The following is an 18917-nucleotide window of genomic DNA, read 5'->3' on the forward strand; positions in this document are numbered from 1 at the left end:
TCTCATGGATAAAGCTGACGTTGTCTGGACGATGGTGTCCACCTTGCTGGTCTGGTTGATGTGCATGCCGGGGCTGGCGCTTTTCTATGGCGGCCTGGCCCGGGGACGCCACGTGCTGTCCGTCATGAGCCAGACACTGGCGGTCTGCGCCCTGGTCACCGTGCTGTGGTTTCTATATGGCTATTCGCTGGCGTTCGCCCCCGGCTTCGGGGGCTTGGGAGGCTGGTCGCGCCTGGGCCTGGCGGGGCTCTACCAACCGGCCGCGACGACTACCCTGCCCTTGCTGGGTTCCATCCCCGAATTGCTGTTCGCGCTGTTCCAGGCCACCTTCGCGGCCATCACCTGCGCGCTCATCACCGGCAGCATCGCCGAACGGGCGCGGTTCGGCGCTGTGCTGTGCTTCACCGGTCTCTGGTTCACCCTGGGCTATCTGCCCATCGCCCACATGGTCTGGGCGGGAGATGGCTGGCTGCACCTGCGCGGAGCGCTGGACTTCGCGGGCGGCACCGTCGTGCATATCAGCGCGGGCGCGGCCGGCCTGGTTGCCGCCCGCTACCTGGGGCCGCGCCGGGGGTATGGCCGCCAGGCCATGCCGCCTCACAGCCTGCCTCTGAACCTGGTGGGCGCCGCCCTGCTCTGGGTGGGTTGGTTCGGCTTCAATGGAGGGTCCGCCCTGGCCGCCAACGAACAAGCCGTGCTGGCGCTGGTCAACACCTTGCTGGCCGCGGTCAGCGGCATTCTGGCCTGGGCGTTGGCGGAAGGCCTGCTCAAGGGCAAGGCATCCCTGCTGGGAGCCGTTTCCGGCGCCATTGCGGGACTGGTGGGTATCACGCCGGCCGCCGGCCTGGTGGCTCCCGGCGCCGCGCCTTTGATCGGGGCGCTCACCGCCTGGGCGGCCTTGTACGGGGTCAATGGGCTGAAACGGCGCCTGGGCATCGATGACGCTTTCGATGTGTTCGGCATCCACGGGGTCGGCGGCATCGTCGGCGCCCTGCTGACGGGCGTGTTCTATTCAGGCAGCCTGGGCGGCCCCGGCCCGGCCGGCTGGGGCGCCCTGCTCTGGCAGACCTGGCTGCAGGCCGAAGCCGTTGTGGTCAGCCTGCTGTGGGCAGGCCTGACGGCCGCGCTATCGATCTGGGCGGCCGACCGTCTGGTCGGACTGCGGGCCAGCGGCGAACAGGAAAGCCAAGGCCTCGACCAGGTGGACCATGGCGAAACCGCCTACCCTGTCTGACACGCGCCCTGCGGCTCGGCGACCACCTCGTCGGGCTGCGGGCCGCGCAACGGATCGCGACGCAATCGGGCGGTTTCCCGCAGCTCCGGGGAAAACAGACAATATTGATTCCGACCCATTTCCTTGGCCGCGTACATCGCCAGGTCGGCATGCTTGAGCAAGGTCACGGCATCCTGGCCGTCGTGCGGATAGAACGTCACGCCGACGCTGGCGGAAACATGCGCGGTATTGCCGCCCAGCATGTAGGGCTGCGCGATGGCATCCAGCACTTTCCGGCAGACCGGACGCACATCGTCCGGGTGATCCAAGCGGTCGATGATCAGGATGAACTCGTCTCCTCCCAGGCGGGCCGCCAGATCGGAATCGCGGATGCAGCCCGCCAGGCGTCGGGACACCAGGCGCAGCAATTCGTCACCCTGGTCATGGCCGAAGGTGTCATTGACCTCCTTGAACAGATCCAGGTCCAGGAAAACCAGCGCGAAAGACAGGCCGCTTTCACGTGACGCCTCGATGCGCTGCTGCAGGCTGGTATGAAACATCTGCCGATTGGGCAGCTGCGTCAGATGGTCGTAATGGGCCTGGCGCCAGATCAGCGCCTCGCGACGGCGTTTCTCCGTCACATCGGAAAAGAGACCGATCCGGCAGTTCACGCTGCCATCCGGGTTGTATGACGTATTGATCGTCAGGCGCTCGATGAATTCCTCGCCCGATTTACGCCGGTTCCAGATATCGCCGCCCCAGCGCCCGGTATCCGCCAGGCTTTGCCATATGTTTCGATAAAAATCCTGATCATGGCGGCCCGAACTGAGGATATTCAGGCGCTTGCCCACGACATCGGCCGCCTGGTACCCGGTCACTGCCGTGAAGGCGGGATTGATGTTCCGGACGTAGCCATCGACATCCGTGACCACCATCGCCTCGCTGGTGTGCTCATACACCAACGCGGCCTGTTGAAGCGAGACCCGTTCGCGGGCGATTTCGGCCAGCAGGCGCTCGATGTGTTCCGCGGACTCATCCAGCGCCTGGCCCAGGCGCCCCAATTCATCGCGGCGGCGCAGACGGGAGCGCACCGTAAAATTGCCCGCCGCCAATTCCTGGCATTGCCGCACCAAAAGGCGGATCGGGCGCAAGACCTGGCGGGACACCAGCGCATAAGCCAGCAGCAACAGGCACAGATCCAGCAAGAACAGGCCATACGAACTGTACAGCGCCCGCTGCTGAACATCGCGGGCATGCCGGACCAGTGAATCCAGCAGGGTTTCGGCGCTGGCCAGCAACTGGTCCCCCGCCGCCAGGAGCGGCTCGGGATCGCCGATCAGGGCCGCCCGCGCCGCCGGCGTCATCGCGGCCCCCGACGTGATGGAGGCAATGAGCTCCTGGTAGATCTGCCAATCGCGGCCCACGGCGGCCAATTGCCGCGCCTGAAGCAGTCCCACCCGAGGGACATTCAAACCATAGACTTCACCGCCGGACATCAAGGCGCGATAGGCTTGATCGAACGTGTCCCGATGCTGCTGCAATCGGCTGACGTGCCGCGGCGCCGCAGCGCCGGCCAGCGCCTCCAGGGCAATGCGCTGGCTGAGCATGCGCATTTTGCCCGCCACATTGACCGCCACGGCCAGACCGTCCGATTCCTGCAGCAGGGACCGGACAACCAGAATATTGCCCACGGCCAGCAGCATCACCAGCGCGAAGGCCAGGATGACCTTCTGCTTGAGCATCCGGGGCCAGGGAAAACCGGGCAACTGGCGTTCCGCCAGACGAGAAGGGGTCATCAGGGCCTCAAGGTCGACGGGCTGCCGGTCCAGGCCCGCAGCATGAACCCAGTGTAATGGGCAGGTTTGGGGAAAGTATCCGGGAACCGCTGAAACCTGCGCCGGATTTGATCCGCATCAAGCCGACAAAGCGGCCAGATCGATGCGCTCCGCGCGATTCAGCGCCGAAGCGACCTTGACCCGCAAGGCATTGGAATGCGCCCTGCGGATTTCTTTCTTGACGTCCAGCAATTGCTGCGGATGCATGGAAAACCCCGTCAGCCCCAGCCCCAGCAGCATGCGGGTGACGCGCACGTCGCCCGCCATCTCGCCGCACACCGACACGGGCTTGCCCACGCGCTCTCCGACATTGATGGTATGGGCGATCAAACGCAGCACGGCCGGATGCATGGGGTCGTACAGCGAGGCGACGTCCGTGTCTCCCCGGTCGATGGCCAATACGTACTGGATCAGATCATTGGTGCCGATGGACAGGAAATCCAGCGTTTCCGCGAAGGGTTCGATGGCGATCGCCATGGCCGGGATCTCAACCATGGCCCCCAGCTGCACGCAGGTTTCATGGGCCAGGCCGGCATCCCGCAGTTCTTCGGCCGCGCGCGCCAATGCCCGACGGGTCGCGACCACTTCGTGCATGTGCGACACCATGGGCACCAGGATCCGGATGGGACCATGCGCGGCCGCCCGCAACAGGGCCCGCAACTGGGTATTGAAGAGTTCCGGATTGGCCAGGCAATACCGGATGGCCCGCAGGCCCAACGCAGGGTTGGTGGCCACGGTCGCCTCGCCATCCAGCGTCTTGTCCGCCCCGATGTCCAATGTGCGGATCGTCACCGGCCGCCCCGCCATCGTGCGCACGACAGCGGCATAGGCCTCGTACTGTTCGTCCTCGTCGGGCAGGTCCTTGCGCCCCATGAACAGGAACTCGCTGCGAAACAGGCCGATGCCTTCGGCGCCGGCGGACAGGGCATCGGCGGCTTCCTCGGGCAATTCGATATTGGCTTCCATGCGGATCTGGATGCCGTCCAGCGTCATCGCAGGCGCAAAACGCAGGGCTTTGAGTTCATCACGCTCGCGCAGAAAAGCGGCTTGCCGTTGCTGGTATTCCCGCAGGATGGCCGGAGACGGGTTGACCAGCACCAGGCCCTGGATGCCATCGACGATCAGCAGATCGCCATCGCGCACCAACGCCCGCACCTGCCCCATGCCGACCACGGCGGGCACGTTCATGCTGCGAGCGACGATGGCCGTATGCGAGGTCGCTCCGCCCAGGTCGGTCAGGAAGGCCCCGAATTTGCCGCCGCGCAGGCGCATCATGTCGGCGGGCGAAATATCGCGCGCCACGACGATCAGGCTGCCGTCGGTATCGACTTCGTCCAGATCGGGCAGCCACTGGGCGGACCCCGACAGGACGCGCAAGACCCGCTCGATCACCTGGCGCACGTCGGCGCTGCGCTCGCGCAGATAAGCGTCTTCCATGAGGGCGAATTGTTCCGCCAGGGTCTGGCCCTGCGTGGTCAGCGCCCATTCGGCATTGACCAGGCGCTCCTCGATCAGCTGGCAGACCGACTGCACCAGCATGGGGTCCTGCAGCAACATGGCATGCACCGACAGCAGCACCCCCAGTTCCCGCGGCGCATCGTCGGGCAGCGTCTCGACCATCTGATGCAGGTCGTGGACGGCGGCATCGACCGCCTGGCACAGGCGCTGCTTTTCGGCGATGGTGTCTTCGTGGGCGATCCGGTAGTGCGCGACTTCCAGCGCGGCGGCGCTCATGACGACCGCATGGCCGATGGCGTAACCGCGCACGACCCCCTGTCCAAACAGGCACAGGGTCGAATGCAGGACGGTCACCGTCGTGTCGGGCGCGCTCATGCCGGGATCCCGGCACAGCATGCGCCCGCAGCGGCCTGGCTCATTCGGGTTCCCCGAACTTGCCTTCGAACAGGGCGCGGATGTCGCCCAGAGCCTGATCCTCGTCGGCGCCCAGCGCCTCGATCTTGACTGTGACTCCCAGGCCCGCCGCCAGCATCATGACGCCCATGATGCTCTTCGCATTGACGCGCTGCGCCCCACGGGAAATGAAGACGTCGCTTTTGAAGCGGCCGGCCAACTGGGTCAGTTTCGCCGCCGCGCGGGCATGCAGGCCAAGCTTGTTGGAAATCACCAGATCGATCATGGGCATGGGCAAAACTCCTAACTAGCAGTCGGGAGGGGGATCCGCGTTGACGATCCCGCGCAGCGCCCCCTGTCGCACGCGCTCGCTGAGAGATTCCGGATTTTCCTGCTGATCGGTCAAGGCCTTGAGCACCATGCAAGCATTGGTGCCGGTCAGCAGATGAATGATATAGCCTTCTTCGAGCGCCTGGCGCAGCGCCTGGGCCGCAATATTGAACGGCGTGGCGCCGTACAGATCGCACAGGATCAGGATGGGTTCCTCGGGCTGGCCCTGATGCACCCAATCCAGCACCCGATCAGTCTGTTCCTGCGGCGGCGCGTCGGGCACGATGTCGAAGACCTGCAGATCGGGCACCCGACCCAGCACGTGTTGGGCGCAGGCGGTGAAAGCCGACCCCAAGGGCTGATGCATCACCAGGGCCAAGCGGGTTTTCATACCGCCCCCAGGGCCTGCTGCAGCGCATCGACAAAGCGTCCTGCCACGTCAAAGCCGGTTTGCTCCGTGATTTCCACGAAACAGGTCGGGCTGGTGACGTTGATTTCCGTGATGTAGTCGCCGATGACGTCCAGGCCGATCAGCAGCAGGCCGCGCCCCGCCAGCCGGGAACCGACGGCGCGCGCCAATTCCAGATCGTGCGCGGACAGCGGCCTGGCGACCCCGCGCCCCCCGGCCGCCAGGTTGCCACGGGTTTCGCCCTGCAGCGGAATCCGCGCCAGCGCGAACGGCACAGGCTCGCCGCCGATGATCAGAACGCGTTTATCCCCCTGGGCGATCTCCGGGATATACCGCTGCGCCATGATGGTGCGCGTGCCCAGTTCCGTCAGGGATTCCAGGATCGCCCCGAGATTGGGCTCGCCGGGCTGCAGGCGGAAAATGCCGCTGCCGCCCATGCCATCAAGCGGTTTGACGATGACATCGCCCTGCTGCGCATGAAAGGCCCGCAAGCGGGCCATGTCGCGGCTGACCAGAGTCGGCGCCGTGTACTGCGCGAATTCCGTGATGGCCAGCTTTTCAGGGTGGTTGCGGATGGCCGAACCGGCGTTGAAGACCCGGGCGCCCTGCGCCTGCGCATAATCGAACAGATGCGTGGCGTAGACGTATTCCATGTCGAAGGGCGGATCCTTGCGCATCAGGACCGCATCGAACTCCGTCAGATCGCAGTCTCGCGCATCGGCATCCTGGGTCCACCAGCCATGCCCCATCCAATCGGCATCGCCGCGCAGCCGCATGGCGGTCGCGGCCACCCGCACGCGCCCTTGATCCACGAACAGATCGCCCATTCCGGCGAAACTGAAAGCGTGGCCCCGCGCCGCCAGGCTGCGCATGATGGCCACGGAAGAATCTTTCCAGGCTTTCAGGCCGGGCAGCGGATCGATGACAAACAGGACATGCATGAAAAAAACCTATGGATGAACAAACGACCCGCCCTTGCGGCCCACCGGTCAACTGTCGTGATCAGGCCGCATCGCCTTGCTTGCCGGCTTTCCGGCGCGGCGCCAGCACCATCACCATCTGACGGCCTTCCAGCTTGGGCATGGCCTCGACCTGCACCAGTTCCCCCAGGTCGTCGCGCACCCGTTCAAGGACCCGCATCCCCAGTTCCTGGTGAGCCATTTCGCGGCCCCGGAAGCGCAGCGTGACCTTGGCTTTGTCGCCCTCTTCGATGAAGCGGCGCAGATTACGCAGTTTCACTTGATAATCGCCTTCGTCGGTACCCGGGCGAAATTTGACTTCCTTGACCTGGATGACCTTCTGGCGGGCGCGAGCTTCGGCCTGGCGCTTTTGTTCCTGGTATTTGAACTTGCCGTAATCCATCAGTCGGCAGACCGGGGGGTCGGCCGTAGGCGAGATTTCGACCAGATCGACGTCGTTCTGTTCGGCCTGGGCCAAGGCGTCGGAGGTGCGCACGATGCCCAACTGTTCACCGTCCACGCCAAGCAGACGGACCTCATGGATACGGATTTCACCGTTGATGCGGTGTTTCTTTTCGGTTGCGATGTCAAAGACTCCTAGGTGTTGAAGAAATGGAGGTTTCAGGCCTGACCTGAATCACCCCCCTGATAACGGGAAACGATTTCCTGCTGCAGGCGGGCGGCAAAATCGGCGATCGGCATGGTGCCCAGATCCAATTTCCCGCGCCCCCGCACCGCGACGGCGCCGGATTCACGTTCTTTATCGCCCACAACCAGAATATACGGAATTTTCTGCAGGCTGTGCTCGCGAATTTTACGGGTGATTTTTTCGCCGCGCAAATCAGACAAGACCCTAAACCCTTGTTTAACAAGGGTTTTGGAAACCTGATCCGCGTAATCAGCCGAACTGTCGGAAATACAACAGACGACGGCATGGTGCGGCGCCAACCAGGCGGGCAGCGCACCCGCGTGATTTTCGATCAACATGCCGATGAAACGTTCCAGCGACCCCAGGATCGCGCGGTGCAACATGACCGGCGTGCGGCGCTGATCCTGGGCATCGACGTATTCCGCGCCCAGGCGCGCCGGCATGGAAAAGTCGACCTGGATCGTGCCGCATTGCCAGTGCCGGCCGATGGCGTCTTTCAGGGTGTATTCGATCTTGGGGCCATAGAAGGCGCCCTCGCCTTCGGAGACCTGATAGTCGCAATGCGACAGATCCAGGCTGTCCATCAATGCCTTTTCGGCCTTATCCCAGACCTCGTCGGCGCCGATGCGCTTTTCAGGCCGCGTGGCGACCTTGTACAGGATTTCAGTAAAGCCGAAGTCGGCGTAGACCTTCTGCAGCAGGCGGGTGAAGGCCGCGCATTCATCCTGCAGCTGGTCTTCGGTACAGAAGATATGGCCGTCGTCCTGGGTAAAACCGCGCACCCGCATCATGCCATGCAGCGAACCCGAAGGTTCATTGCGGTGGCACTGGCCGAACTCGCCATAGCGCAGCGGCAGTTCGCGGTAGGAATGCAGGCCGGCGTTGAAGATCTGCACGTGGCCGGGGCAATTCATGGGTTTCAGGCCATACACGCGGTTTTCGGATTCCGTCGTGAACATGTTTTCCTGGTAGTTGTCCCAGTGGCCGGTTTTCTTCCACAGGGACAGGTCCAGGATCTGCGGAGCCTTGACTTCCTGGTAGCCGTTGTCCTGATAGACCTGGCGCATGTATTGCTCGACCTGCTGCCAGACGGTCCAGCCCTTGGGGTGCCAGAAGATCAGGCCCGGCGCCTCATCCTGGAAATGGAACAGATCCAGTTCCCGGCCGATGCGGCGGTGATCGCGCAATTCAGCCTGTTCCAGCATATGCAGGTAGGCATCCTGGTCGGCCTGGCGCGCCCAGGCAGTGCCGTAAATGCGCTGCAGCATTTCGTTCTTGCTGTCGCCGCGCCAATAGGCGCCCGCGACCTTCATCAGCTTGAAGACCTTCAGGTGGCCCGTGGACGGCACGTGCGGCCCCCGGCACAGGTCGACGAAATCGCCCTCGCGATACAGACTGATCTTTTCATTCGTGGGAATGGACGCGATGATTTCGGCCTTGTAGGCCTCGCCGATGCCGCGGAAGAACTTGACGGCGTCGTCGCGGTCCCATTCTTCCCGCACGACGGTTTCGTCACGCTTGGCCAATTCGGCCATTTTCTTTTCGATGGCCTGCAGGTCTTCGGGGGTGAAGGGGCGTTTATACGAAAAATCGTAGTAGAAGCCGTTGTCGATCACCGGGCCGATCGTGACCTGGGCATCGGGAAACAGGGATTTCACCGCATAGGCCAGCAGGTGCGCGGTGGAATGGCGGATCAGCTCCAGGCCATCGGGGTCCTTGTCCGTGACGATGCTGAGCGCCGCATCCTGGCCGATGACATGGCTGGCATCGACCAGCCGGGCGGGCTGACCATCGACTGTGATCCTGCCCCCAAGGGCGGCCTTGCCCAACCCGGTCCCGATCGACTTCGCGACGTCGTGCACGGAAACAGGATGATCGAACTCACGTTGTGAGCCGTCGGGCAAGGTGATGCGAACCATGAATGTGTGTCCTGAAAATACAAAACGCGGCCTGCGCCGCGTCGGTAAAAGTCTAGATTGCCATGCAGGAAGGATATGAGTGCAGTTTAGCAATCGAGCCCGCAACAATCAATTTCACGCGGCCCCAGCCGCTATTTGCCGAGCCCCGCAGCCATCCGTCACGGATTACTGTTGCAAACAGGACATTTTCTCGCCATGCCCTTGAACATGATACGAGCATTTCACCCCCTTCCCCGCCACTCCCGAGCCGAAGACCGCATCGAAAACCCCGGCATCGAAGCAGGACCTGGCCACCACCTTGAAACCTGCTCCGGCGGACCTCTTACCGCCCCAAGTCCATCCAGCGTCAAGCAGCACTTCGCATTTGACAGCTACCGAAATCACCCATACAATCACGTTCTTTCTTCAGGCGGTTAGCTCAGTTGGTTAGAGCGCTACGTTGACATCGTAGAGGTCGCTGGTTCGAATCCAGTACTGCCTACCAGAATTCACAAGGGCTTCCCAGCCCTGCCAAGAGAAGCCGTGTTCTCAATGAGATACGGCTTTTTTGTCACCAAATGGCACCCAGCGGCCCCGATTCAGCAAAGGCGCGATAGGGGTAAGTTTGGGAGAGTCACCGCCCCAAAGCGGCATCCCCGCGCAATGCCATCACAACGCTTTCGAAAGTGGCCACTACCATGCCATCTTCGCCGCGCTGAATGTCGCATCTGTAACGGCTGACAGTCCGGCCTCTGTGCGAGGCCCAGGCATTGATACGCAGTTGAGAAGCCCAGACGGGGCGTAGGAAATTTGCTTTCAAATCGATGCTGGTGAAACTCTCATCCGCACGCACGAGCGTTGAATGGGCTGTGCCAATCGCAGCATCCGCCAACTCGCAAAGCAGCCCGCCATGGACAGTCCCTTGTTGATTGCCATGTATCGCGGCATCAGCCTCGAACTGGAGAGACGCGGTGCCTTCACCGATGGCAATAATGCGGAACCCCAGCAACTGCGAGATCGCGGTGGGATACCGCATATGCGTGATATCGCTCTTGGTCAGCGTGCCGTCCAACTGACGCTGTAAATACTCCAGGACAGACAGAGGACGGGGGGCAGTTGGCGGAACATGAGATGCATGCATAGGAACTCTCGATCAATTCAGGTTAACGGATACGAGCGGTCTTGGTCGCGTAATAGATGCAATACCGGTATGCACGCTCAAGATTTTCTGGAGCAATCCATGGGTACTGTTCGGTAAGCAGTGCGTTGAAGCGGTCATGCATGCTCGATGATTCCTCTCCTGAGGAAAGCCGCAACGCCAAGTGCTGCCCAAAGAGAACCATGTCGAGGCAGGTCTGGTTCAATTCATCAAGCTCCTGATCCGAAAGCGAGGGGCGGAGATCTTTCAACCGGCCTTGAATCGGGCTCAAGCAGTTGTCAAAATCAAGCGCGATATCGAGGGCGCTATTGAGCAAGCCTTCGCGGCTTTCGTCCCGATCCTGCTTTTTCCAAAACGACGCAAATAACTTCATAACTCGAATCTATGGACTCAAAGGAAAGGTCAAACGTCCGGATAGCCATCAAACTGCTCTCGTTGTCATGCGTCAGAAAAAGGGACGGGAGACGAGTTCGAGACCCAACAATGCAAGGAACAGCAGGAAGCATTGCCGAAACCGCACAGGGCTGATGCGCGCCCTGATCAGCGCCCCCAGCCGCATTCCTACCAAGGCAGGGGCGATGGCCATCGCCGACAAGCCAAGCTGATCGACATGAAATGCACCATTGGCGATCAGTCCCGCCGCCAGCGCAACGGTCGAGACGGTAAAGGACACGCCTAATGCCTGGACAAGCTCATCCTTCTCCAAGCGCAAAGCGCCAAGATAGGGAACCGCAGGCATGACAAAGACTCCTGTCGCACCGGTAATGGCTCCAGTGAGGAGACCCGCCGCAGGAGACATCCACGGTTCAATGTGTGGCGGCACGGAAAACTCCGGGGCGAACAAGGCATAGCCAGCATATGCAAGCAGAGTCGCGCCCAGGCCAAAGCTGGACCAAAGGGGATCGATGCTCACTAGAAGCGCGGCCCCACCCATCGACCCTGCCACGATAGCTGACAGCATGGGCCATAAGCGCCGCAGCAGACACGCGACGGCAGGGCCGGAGAAAATCTGCCAGACATTGGTGACGAACGAAGGCATCACCAATAGCGCCGCCGCAAGGGGCGGAGATATGATCGCGCCGAGAACCCCCATTGCAACCGTCGGCAGGCCCATGCCTGTGACACCCTTCACCGCCCCTGCGAACAGGAAGGTCAAGGCCAGCAGGCCGTAGTAGTGTATTTGCTCGCTCATGCCTACATTGAAGCGAATCACACGCTCGGGCACAATGCGGAATCTTGGTTCAACCCTTCGGCTCAACCGAAGGATTCGAGGGCGATTTCATGCGACTTGATCTGGCCGATCTGCACCTTTTTTTATGCATCGTCGACGCGGGCAGCATCACCCAGGGCGCCGCTCGCGCCAATCTGGCACTGGCGTCCGCCAGCGAGCGATTGCGCAACATCGAAACAGACGCTGGCGTAGCGCTCCTGGAACGTCGTCCGCGCGGAGTCGTCGCGACGGAAGCGGGAGAGGCCCTGGCTCACCATGCGCGCCTCATCCTGCGCCAGCGAGATCTTCTGAAGGGAGAACTGGATGGTTTCTCGAACGGAATGCGGGGAACGCTTGTCCTTTACGCCAATACTGCCGCGCTGACGAACTTTCTTCCACAGAGGCTGGCAGCCTGGCTGGCCGAACGCCCCCAGCTGCACATCGAGCTAAAGGAGCGTACCAGCGCGGAAATAGTCCACCTCGTCAAAGCTGGTCTGGCGGAAGCCGGCATCGTCTCGGATGCGGTCGAAGTGCACGATCTGCGCGTGAAACCGGTGACGAAGGATCACTTGATTCTGATCGTGCCCAGCTCGCATCGCTTTGCCTCCCAGACAAACATTCAATTTTCCGATGTCCTGTCCGAACCGTTCGTGGGCCTCGCCCCGGGCAGCGCATTGCAGGATCACATTGAAGAGCGGGCTCGCGCGGCTGGCCGAATCCTGAAACTACGCATACGCATGAAAACCTTCGAGGGCCTTTGCGAGATGGTCCAGCACGGCATTGGCGTGGGTATCCTGCCGCAAAGCATTGCCCGTCGCTACCAGCGGCGCTACACATACCGAAGACTGGCGTTGACGGACGGCTGGGCTCGCAGGAGGCTCTGCGTCTGTTTTCGCGAATGGGAGACGCTGTCATCCCCGATGCGGAGCCTGCTCACGCACTTGGAAACAACGCGCTAAGCCGCATATGGCCGGGGCGAGACGGCGGCCTTGCCGCCCGCCTACATCAACGCCAGCAAGGACCGCGCCCAGCGCTGAGCGGGCAGGCCGGTGCGGGATTCCACCAGCGAAGCCCGATTCAGCAGATCGGCGGCGGAACCGTCCAGCGCATGACCCTTGAAGGCCAGCGCAACGGTATTGCCCTCGTCGATTTCCGGCAGGCACAGCACCCGGCCGTTGAACGCCTCGCGGATGCGCTGCAGATTGCGGTCGAAACTGTCGTGCTGGCCGAACAGATTGACCGCCATGACGCCCGGCTCATCCAGGATCCGGTAGCAGTCGCGGTAGAAAGAGGCCTCGTCACAGACCGGCCCCTGGGCCTGGCTGTCGTACAGGTCCACCATCAGGGCGCGGTAGCTCCCCGCCCGATGAGGCTCGGCTGCCCAGTCGCGGGCGTCGGCATGATCGATGACGGACCGCTCGCTGCCCGGCAGGCGGAAGAATGCCCGGCACATGGCGGTGACGGCCGGATTGCGCTCGACCGTGTCCACCTGCGAACGGGTATGGCGCAGAGTGAAGCGCAGCAGCGAACCCGCCCCCAGGCCCAGGATACCCAGGCGGTCGCGCCCGCCTGGCTGCACGAACAGCAGCCAGGCCATCATCTGCTGGGTATAGGCCAGCACGAGCTCCGACGGCCGGGCCACCCGCATGGCCCCCTGGATCCATTCGGAATTGAAATGCAGATAGCGCACCCCGTCCTCCTCGGACAGGGTCGGCAGATCCGCTTCGATGGCGGCTTGCCGCGCAGGCGCGCGGCCATGGCTTCGAGACATGACGATGAATTCCCGCCATCCGCCGCGCCCCGGCATGCGGGCGCTGCGGACGGAAAGCTGCTGATGCCCTGATTGCAGGCGTTTGATTACAAGCGTTCGAAAATAGCGGCGATCCCCTGCCCGCCGCCGATGCACATCGTGACCAGCGCATGGCGGCCCTGGACGCGTTGCAGCTCGTGCAAGGCCTTGACAGTGATGATCGCCCCAGTGGCGCCGATGGGGTGGCCCAGGCCGATGCCGCTGCCGTTGGGATTGACCTTGGCCGGGTCGAAGCCCAATTCGCGAGAGACGGCGCAGGCCTGCGCCGCGAAGGCCTCGTTGGCCTCGATCACGTCGATCTGGTCCAGCGTCAGGCCGGCGCGCTGCAGCGCCTGGCGCGTGGCCGGCACCGGGCCGATGCCCATATACTGCGGATCCACCCCGGCGTGGCCGTAGGACACCAGCCGCGCCATGGGCTTCAGGCCCCGGGCCTGGGCGGCGCTGGCCGTCATCAGCAGCACGGCTGCGGCGCCGTCGTTCAGCCCCGAAGCGTTGCCGGCCGTGACCGTGCCGTTTTCCTTGGCGAAGACGGGCTTGAGCTTGCTGAAGCTATCCGGCGTGGCATCGAAGCGCACATGCTCGTCCTGATCAAAGACGACGTCGCCCTTGCGGGTCTTGTGCGTGACGGGCACGATCTGGGACTTGAAATAGCCCTGTTCGATGGCATGGGCGGCCCGGCGGTGCGATTCCAGCGCCAGGGCATCCTGGTCCTCGCGGCTGATGCCGTATTTCTGCGCCACGTTTTCGGCGGTCACGCCCATGTGATACTTTTCAAACGGGCAGGACAAGGCGCCTGTCATCATATCGACCAGGCGGGAATCCCCCATGCGCGAACCCCAGCGCTGGCCCACCGCCACATAGGGGGCGCGGCTCATGCTTTCGGCGCCGGCGCCGATGGCGACTTCCGCATCGCCCAGCATCAGGACTTGGGCCGCCGACACGATGGCCTGCAGGCCGGACCCGCACAGGCGGTTGACGTTGAAGGCCGGCGTGGCCTGCGGGATGCCGGCATTGATCGTGGCGACCCGCGACAGATACATGTCGCGCGGTTCCGTGTTGATGACGTGGCCGAACACCACGTGGCCGACGTCGGCGGGCGCCACACCGGCGCGCTCCAGCACCTCGCGCGCCACCAGCGTCCCCAGTTCGCATGGCGCGGTGTCTTTGAGACCCCCGCCGAAATCCCCGACCGCCGTGCGGCATGCTTGTACGACTACGATATCCTGCATGATGATGTCTCCGTAATGAGTGCTGCACCGCAGCAACCAAAGACATGGTAGCGCATCGGCGGCCCTGGCGGGGCGCCGCGGACGGGGAATCGACAGCCAGGAATCGGACGCTACTTCAGCTTGGACAGCGCCTTGCGCAGGGCGCTCGCCAGTTCCTCGGCTGAAAATTTCGCCACGTAGCCATCGGCGCCGACGCTGCGCACGTGATCTTCGTTGGCCGAGCCGGACAGGGACGAATGGATGACCACCGGCAACACCCGCATACGAGTGTCCTGCTTGATGTTGCGGGTCAGGGTGAAGCCGTCCATCTCCGGCATTTCCAGATCGGTCAGCATCAGGCTGACCTTGTCCAGAATGGTCTTGCCTTCGGCCTCGGCGGCGGCCTTGAGCACGTTCAGGCGATCCCAGGCTTCCCGCCCGGACTTGACCATTTCATAAGGAATGTTCATGGCCTTCAGGGCCTGTTCGAGCAGGGAGCGGGCGACGAAGGAATCATCGGCGACCAGAACGACTGAACCGGGTTTCAAGGTGATTTGTTCGCCGACGTCCTTCGGGTCGACCTGATGGCGGTCTTTTTCGGGCGTGACCATCTGCAGGATGGCCTCGACGTCCAGCACCTGCGCCAGGCGGGTGTTGTCGGCGGTGTCGTCCAGCCGCGCCATGCTGCTGACCAGGCTTTGCGAAGTGCCGCTGGATTCGGCCGAAATCACCTGATTCCAGTCCAGACGCACGATGTCGTCCACGGATTCCACGGTGAAAGCCTGCGTGGTCCGGCCGAATTCCGTGACCAGCATCAGCGTGGGCGCGGCCGGCAGCTTGCAACCCACGATGGCGGGCAGATCAAAGACCGGAATCACCTGATCGCGCAACTGCACCACCCCCAGGGAATATTTGGGCGCCCCCGCCACGGCCGTGACGGTGGGCATGGTGACGATCTCGCGCACTTTCAGCACATTGATGCCGTAGAGTTCCGACTGGCCGGACTCGTTGTTGGCGCCCAGGCGGAAAAGCAAAAGTTCGAACCGGTTGGTGCCGGTCAGATTGGCGCGATCATCCACGACGTGCTGGCTGGGGCTCATGGGAACCTCTTCCTATCAATAGGCTGAAAACGCAAGTGTAAAGGAAAGCAGCGCCAGGCAATCCAGGCAATACGCCAGGTCCCCGCAGCCTATTCAAGGCCCAAGCGCGGGTCGGACTTGTCCGCGCCTTCCCCCATCCCTTACAGTTCGAAGATACCTTGAAGGAGAGATGCGCATGGACACTTCCGGCATCGATACGCAGGCCCTGGCGCCCACGGGGGCCTTGCGGGCCGCCATCAACATCGGCAACCCGATCCTGGCGGGACTGGACCCCTCGGACGGACAGGCCAGAGGCGTCTCCATCGACCTGGCGCAACGCCTGGCCGAGCACCTGGGGCTGGGCCTGAGCCTGGTGATCTACGACACGGCAGGCAAGTCCGTGGAAGGGGTCACCCGGGGCGAGGCCGACTTCGGCTTTTTCGCCATCGATCCGAAACGCGGTGAACAGATCGCCTTCACGACCCCCTACGTGCTGATCGAAGGCAGCTACCTGGTGCGTCAGGATTCCCCGCTGACGGACAATGCCCAGGTGGACCGGGTCGGCCGCACCGTGGTGGTCGGGCAGGCCAGCGCCTACGACCTGTTTCTGTCGCGCGAACTGCGACATGCCGCCATCGTGCGCGCGCCGACCTCGCCGGCCGTGGTGGGCACATTTCTGGAAACGGGAGCGGATGTCGCAGCAGGCGTGCGCCAGCAACTGGAAATGGGCGCTCTGGAATTCGGCGGCCTGCGCCTGCTGGATGGGCATTTCATGCTGATCCGCCAGGCCCTGGGCGTGTCGCGCGACCGCGATCCGGACCTGACTGCGGGATTGACGCGTTTCGTGGAAGACGCCAAGGCATCGGGATTCGTGGCTCATGCCCTGGCCCGCCACGGCATCCAGGGGGCCGCGGTGGCGCCCCCGGGATGAGCCTGGGCGCCGGACAGACCCTGCGGACTGCCCGGCGCCTGACGAATCCGGACCGCTTGCCAGCGGTGATGCGGACAAGCCATGCAGCAGACCGTCCAGGCCGCGGTTGCGCACGGCGCGACGACTTGTTCAGAGGCCCCCTATGACGCCTCGTCCAGAACGCGCCAACTGCCCTGCCCCCGCGTCTGATCGACATACAGGGACTCCAGGCCTGTCGCGTCTGCTCGAGGCACACTCAGATCCCAGATGACGCCATCGGCATCGAACTGCGCGGCCTCTATCCGGGCGCCGGCGGCCAGCAGCCGGGCCTGGACGCGATCCATGTCGGCATACGGACAGGTGCAGCGCACGCGGCGCTCTTCCCGAATCAGGACTTTCCCGGCCGTCCGCAGGCATTCGGCGGCCGTGCCGCCGTAGGCGCGCGCAAGGCCGCCGGTGCCCAGCTTGATGCCGCCGAACCAGCGGATGAGCAGTACAGCCACGCGGTCGCAGTCCTGCGACTGGATAGCCTGCAGGATCGGCCGGCCGGCCGTGCCGCCGGGCTCGCCATCATCGCTGAAGCGGTATTGATCGCCCAGCTGCCAGGCCCAGCAATTATGCGTGGCCTGGGGGTCGCGGCTCGCCTCCAGGAAAGCCTGGGCCGCCTGGGGCGAGTCGATGGGCGCAGCCAGCGCCAGAAAGCGGCTTTTGCGGATATCCGCTTCGTGGCGGGCGGGCCCGGCCAGCGTATAAGGCAATCAGGCCTCTATGCCCTGCGAGGCCAGGTATTCCTCGTAGGTGCCGGGATAGTCGTTGAGACGGCCATCCGGCAGGATCTCGATCACGCGGGTCGCCACGCCGGACACGAACTGCCGGTCGTGCGACACGAACACCAGGGTCCCGGCGTACTGTTCCAGCGCATACTGCAGGGATTCGATGGATTCCATGTCCAGGTGATTGGTGGGCTCGTCCATCAGCATGACATTGTGCCGGCCCAACATCAGGCGGCCGAAGCTCATGCGGTTCTTTTCGCCGCCGGACAGCACCCGCGCGGCCTTGGTGATCTCGTCGCCCGAAAACAGCAGACGCCCCAGCACGGAACGGATGGACTGGTCCTCGTCGCCGGCCTGACGATAGTCGGTCATCCAGTCGAACAGGTCGCGGTCGGAATCGAACTGGTCGGACACGTCCTGGGCCATATACCCGATGTCGGCGTTTTCGGACCAGCGCACATGGCCGTCATCGGGCGCCAGGTTGCCCGCCAGCAGACGCAGCAGCGTGGTCTTCCCCACCCCGTTGGCGCCGATGATGGCAACCTTCTGCCCGGCCTCGATCATGGTGTTCAAGCCCTTGATGATGGGCCGATCGTAGGTTTTGGAAAGTTCCTCGATGTGGGCGGCCTGGCGGTGCAGGACCTTGCTGACCTCGAAGCGGATGTAGGGGTTCTGGCGCGAGGACGGCTTGACCTGCACGGTTTCGGACTTGATGCGGTCGATCTGCTTCAGGCGGGACGTAGCCTGACGGGACTTGGATTTATTGGCGGCGAAGCGGCGCACGAAATCCTGCAGCTCGGTCACGCGCTCCTTGGCGCGTGCGTTGGCGGCCACCTGGCGCTCGCGCGCCTGGGTCGATGCCAGCATGTAGTCGTCGTAGTTGCCCGGGTAGACGCGCAGTTCGCCATAATCCAGGTCGGCCATGTGCGTGCAGACCTGGTTCAGGAAGTGGCGGTCGTGGCTGATGATGATCATGGTGCTGTCATAACCGTTCAGCACGTTTTCCAGCCAGCGGATGGTATTGATGTCCAGGTTGTTGGTAGGTTCGTCCAGCAACAGCACGTCCGGATTGGAAAACAGCGCCTGCGCCAGCAGCACGCGCAGCTTCCAGCCCGGTGCGATCTCCCGCATGACCAATTGGTGCTGTTCCACCGGGATTTCCAGGCCCAGCAGCAATTCCCCGGCTCGCGATTCGGCCGTGTAGCCATCGTATTCGGCGAATTTTCCTTCCAGCTCGGCCGCCCGCATGTAGTCGTCTTCGGTGGCGTCCGGATTGGCGTAGATGGCGTCGCGGTCGGTCATGGCCTGCCACATTTCCACGTGTCCCATCATGACGACGTCCAGTACCCGCACATCTTCGAAGGCGAACTGGTCCTGGCGCAACTTGCCCAGGCGCACGCCGGGATCCAGCGCCACATTGCCGGACGAAGATTCCAGATCACCGCCGATGATCTTCATCAGGGTGGATTTGCCCGAGCCGTTGGCGCCGATCAGGCCATAGCGGTTGCCATCGCCGAATTTGACGCTGACGTTCTCGAACAGGGGTTTGCTGCCGAACTGGATGGTGAGGTTATTGGTGGAGATCACGGTGGATGGCTTGGGAAATTGAAGTCAAAACAACCTC

Annotated in this window: 18 protein-coding genes and 1 tRNA gene; 4 read left to right on the forward strand and 15 right to left on the reverse strand. The window is 63.2% G+C overall.

Translation table 11 applies throughout. The annotated features are described in order from the left end of the window. Nucleotides 1-4: 4 nt before the first annotated feature. Nucleotides 5-1234, forward strand: a complete 1230-nt coding sequence (locus WBG56_RS02530) for an ammonium transporter (RefSeq protein WP_424264977.1) — start codon at nt 5-7, stop codon at nt 1232-1234. Here WBG56_RS02530 and WBG56_RS02535 read toward each other — a convergent pair. The 7 genes from WBG56_RS02535 to thrS all read right to left on the reverse strand — a co-directional run bounded on the left by WBG56_RS02535 (nt 1222) and on the right by thrS (nt 9165). Next, entirely contained in the window at nt 1222-3009 is a 1788-nt protein-coding gene (locus WBG56_RS02535; protein WP_424264978.1) for a diguanylate cyclase domain-containing protein, read from the reverse strand. The two genes, WBG56_RS02530 and WBG56_RS02535, sit on opposite strands and share 13 nt — an antisense overlap. 117 nt (nt 3010-3126) lie before the next feature. Continuing rightward, nucleotides 3127-4782 carry a phosphoenolpyruvate--protein phosphotransferase gene (gene ptsP / locus WBG56_RS02540; protein ID WP_424265126.1) on the reverse strand — a complete coding sequence of 552 codons (1656 nt, stop codon included), beginning with the start codon at nt 4780-4782 and terminating at the stop codon, nt 3127-3129. 139 nt (nt 4783-4921) lie between these two features. Continuing rightward, complete coding sequence (locus WBG56_RS02545; RefSeq protein WP_298015888.1) at nt 4922-5191, reverse strand: HPr family phosphocarrier protein; 270 nt, start codon at nt 5189-5191, stop codon at nt 4922-4924. A 15-nt stretch (nt 5192-5206) separates the two neighbouring features. Continuing rightward, nucleotides 5207-5620, reverse strand: a complete 414-nt coding sequence (locus tag WBG56_RS02550) for a PTS sugar transporter subunit IIA (RefSeq protein ID WP_424264979.1) — start codon at nt 5618-5620, stop codon at nt 5207-5209. Continuing rightward, the gene (gene gshB / locus WBG56_RS02555) at nt 5617-6579 is read right to left on the reverse strand and encodes a glutathione synthase (RefSeq protein ID WP_424264980.1); all 963 of its coding nucleotides are present in this window, start codon (nt 6577-6579) and stop codon (nt 5617-5619) included. Before gshB ends, WBG56_RS02550 begins: the two co-directional genes overlap by 4 nt. A gap of 61 nt (nt 6580-6640) precedes the next feature. After that, entirely contained in the window at nt 6641-7222 is a 582-nt protein-coding gene (gene infC / locus WBG56_RS02560) for a translation initiation factor IF-3 (protein ID WP_424265128.1), read from the reverse strand. Then, nucleotides 7219-9165 (reverse strand): threonine--tRNA ligase, encoded by a 1947-nt coding sequence (gene thrS / locus WBG56_RS02565; RefSeq protein WP_424264981.1) that lies wholly within the window; start codon nt 9163-9165, stop codon nt 7219-7221. The genes infC and thrS overlap by 4 nt, the downstream gene beginning before the upstream one ends. A 407-nt stretch (nt 9166-9572) precedes the next feature. Between thrS and WBG56_RS02570 the strand changes: the two genes are divergently transcribed. Continuing rightward, a tRNA-Val gene (locus tag WBG56_RS02570) sits at nt 9573-9649 on the forward strand. Between the two features lie 129 nt (nt 9650-9778). Here the strand turns inward: WBG56_RS02570 and WBG56_RS02575 are convergent. The 3 genes from WBG56_RS02575 to WBG56_RS02585 form a co-directional block, all read right to left on the reverse strand. Next, nucleotides 9779-10285, reverse strand: a complete 507-nt coding sequence (locus WBG56_RS02575; protein WP_424264982.1) for a PaaI family thioesterase — start codon at nt 10283-10285, stop codon at nt 9779-9781. A gap of 22 nt (nt 10286-10307) precedes the next feature. After that, nucleotides 10308-10676 carry a hypothetical protein gene (locus WBG56_RS02580; RefSeq protein WP_424264983.1) on the reverse strand — a complete coding sequence of 123 codons (369 nt, stop codon included), beginning with the start codon at nt 10674-10676 and terminating at the stop codon, nt 10308-10310. 72 nt (nt 10677-10748) lie between these two features. After that, a complete protein-coding gene (locus WBG56_RS02585) occupies nt 10749-11495 on the reverse strand; it encodes a sulfite exporter TauE/SafE family protein (protein ID WP_424264984.1) in 747 nt (248 codons plus the stop codon). A gap of 89 nt (nt 11496-11584) precedes the next feature. Here WBG56_RS02585 and WBG56_RS02590 point away from each other — a divergent pair, with 89 nt between their 5' ends. Next, complete coding sequence (locus tag WBG56_RS02590) at nt 11585-12472, forward strand: LysR family transcriptional regulator (protein ID WP_424264985.1); 888 nt, start codon at nt 11585-11587, stop codon at nt 12470-12472. 41 nt (nt 12473-12513) lie between these two features. On the opposite strand, the gene WBG56_RS02595 is transcribed toward WBG56_RS02590, so the two are convergent. The 3 genes from WBG56_RS02595 to WBG56_RS02605 form a co-directional block, all read right to left on the reverse strand. After that, the gene (locus WBG56_RS02595) at nt 12514-13284 is read right to left on the reverse strand and encodes a spermidine synthase (RefSeq protein WP_424264986.1); all 771 of its coding nucleotides are present in this window, start codon (nt 13282-13284) and stop codon (nt 12514-12516) included. Nucleotides 13285-13370: 86 nt separating this feature from the next. Beyond that, a complete protein-coding gene (bktB, locus tag WBG56_RS02600) occupies nt 13371-14552 on the reverse strand; it encodes a beta-ketothiolase BktB (protein WP_424264987.1) in 1182 nt (393 codons plus the stop codon). Between the two features lie 110 nt (nt 14553-14662). Further along, nucleotides 14663-15631, reverse strand: a complete 969-nt coding sequence (locus WBG56_RS02605; protein ID WP_424264988.1) for a chemotaxis protein — start codon at nt 15629-15631, stop codon at nt 14663-14665. Between the two features lie 175 nt (nt 15632-15806). Here WBG56_RS02605 and WBG56_RS02610 point away from each other — a divergent pair, with 175 nt between their 5' ends. Continuing rightward, nucleotides 15807-16541, forward strand: a complete 735-nt coding sequence (locus WBG56_RS02610; RefSeq protein WP_424264989.1) for an ABC transporter substrate-binding protein — start codon at nt 15807-15809, stop codon at nt 16539-16541. A 140-nt stretch (nt 16542-16681) separates the two neighbouring features. Here the strand turns inward: WBG56_RS02610 and WBG56_RS02615 are convergent, their stop codons facing one another. Together WBG56_RS02615 and WBG56_RS02620 are read right to left on the reverse strand one after the other, a co-directional pair. Continuing rightward, nucleotides 16682-17278, reverse strand: a complete 597-nt coding sequence (locus WBG56_RS02615) for an IMPACT family protein (protein ID WP_424264990.1) — start codon at nt 17276-17278, stop codon at nt 16682-16684. After that, nucleotides 17279-18880 (reverse strand): ABC-F family ATPase, encoded by a 1602-nt coding sequence (locus tag WBG56_RS02620; protein WP_424264991.1) that lies wholly within the window; start codon nt 18878-18880, stop codon nt 17279-17281. Nucleotides 18881-18917: the final 37 nt, after the last annotated feature.

Source organism: Castellaniella sp. (assembly GCF_049671645.1).
In the GTDB taxonomy this organism is placed as follows: Bacteria; Pseudomonadota; Gammaproteobacteria; order Burkholderiales; family Burkholderiaceae_B; genus Castellaniella.

Bases quoted from the DNA above. Each gene is read 5' to 3' on its own strand.
- WBG56_RS02530 (WP_424264977.1), top strand. From the start codon at position 5: ATGGATAAAGCTGACGTTGTCTGGACGATGGTGTCCACCTTGCTGGTC.
- WBG56_RS02535 (WP_424264978.1), bottom strand. From the start codon at position 3,009: ATGACCCCTTCTCGTCTGGCGGAACGCCAGTTGCCCGGTTTTCCCTGG.
- ptsP (WP_424265126.1), bottom strand. From the start codon at position 4,782: ATGAGCGCCGCCGCGCTGGAAGTCGCGCACTACCGGATCGCCCACGAA.
- WBG56_RS02545 (WP_298015888.1), bottom strand. From the start codon at position 5,191: ATGCCCATGATCGATCTGGTGATTTCCAACAAGCTTGGCCTGCATGCC.
- WBG56_RS02550 (WP_424264979.1), bottom strand. From the start codon at position 5,620: ATGAAAACCCGCTTGGCCCTGGTGATGCATCAGCCCTTGGGGTCGGCT.
- gshB (WP_424264980.1), bottom strand. From the start codon at position 6,579: ATGCATGTCCTGTTTGTCATCGATCCGCTGCCCGGCCTGAAAGCCTGG.
- thrS (WP_424264981.1), bottom strand. From the start codon at position 9,165: ATGGTTCGCATCACCTTGCCCGACGGCTCACAACGTGAGTTCGATCAT.
- WBG56_RS02575 (WP_424264982.1), bottom strand. From the start codon at position 10,285: ATGCATGCATCTCATGTTCCGCCAACTGCCCCCCGTCCTCTGTCTGTC.
- WBG56_RS02580 (WP_424264983.1), bottom strand. From the start codon at position 10,676: ATGAAGTTATTTGCGTCGTTTTGGAAAAAGCAGGATCGGGACGAAAGC.
- WBG56_RS02585 (WP_424264984.1), bottom strand. From the start codon at position 11,495: ATGAGCGAGCAAATACACTACTACGGCCTGCTGGCCTTGACCTTCCTG.
- WBG56_RS02590 (WP_424264985.1), top strand. From the start codon at position 11,585: ATGCGACTTGATCTGGCCGATCTGCACCTTTTTTTATGCATCGTCGAC.
- WBG56_RS02595 (WP_424264986.1), bottom strand. From the start codon at position 13,284: ATGTCTCGAAGCCATGGCCGCGCGCCTGCGCGGCAAGCCGCCATCGAA.
- bktB (WP_424264987.1), bottom strand. From the start codon at position 14,552: ATGCAGGATATCGTAGTCGTACAAGCATGCCGCACGGCGGTCGGGGAT.
- WBG56_RS02605 (WP_424264988.1), bottom strand. From the start codon at position 15,631: ATGAGCCCCAGCCAGCACGTCGTGGATGATCGCGCCAATCTGACCGGC.
- WBG56_RS02610 (WP_424264989.1), top strand. From the start codon at position 15,807: ATGGACACTTCCGGCATCGATACGCAGGCCCTGGCGCCCACGGGGGCC.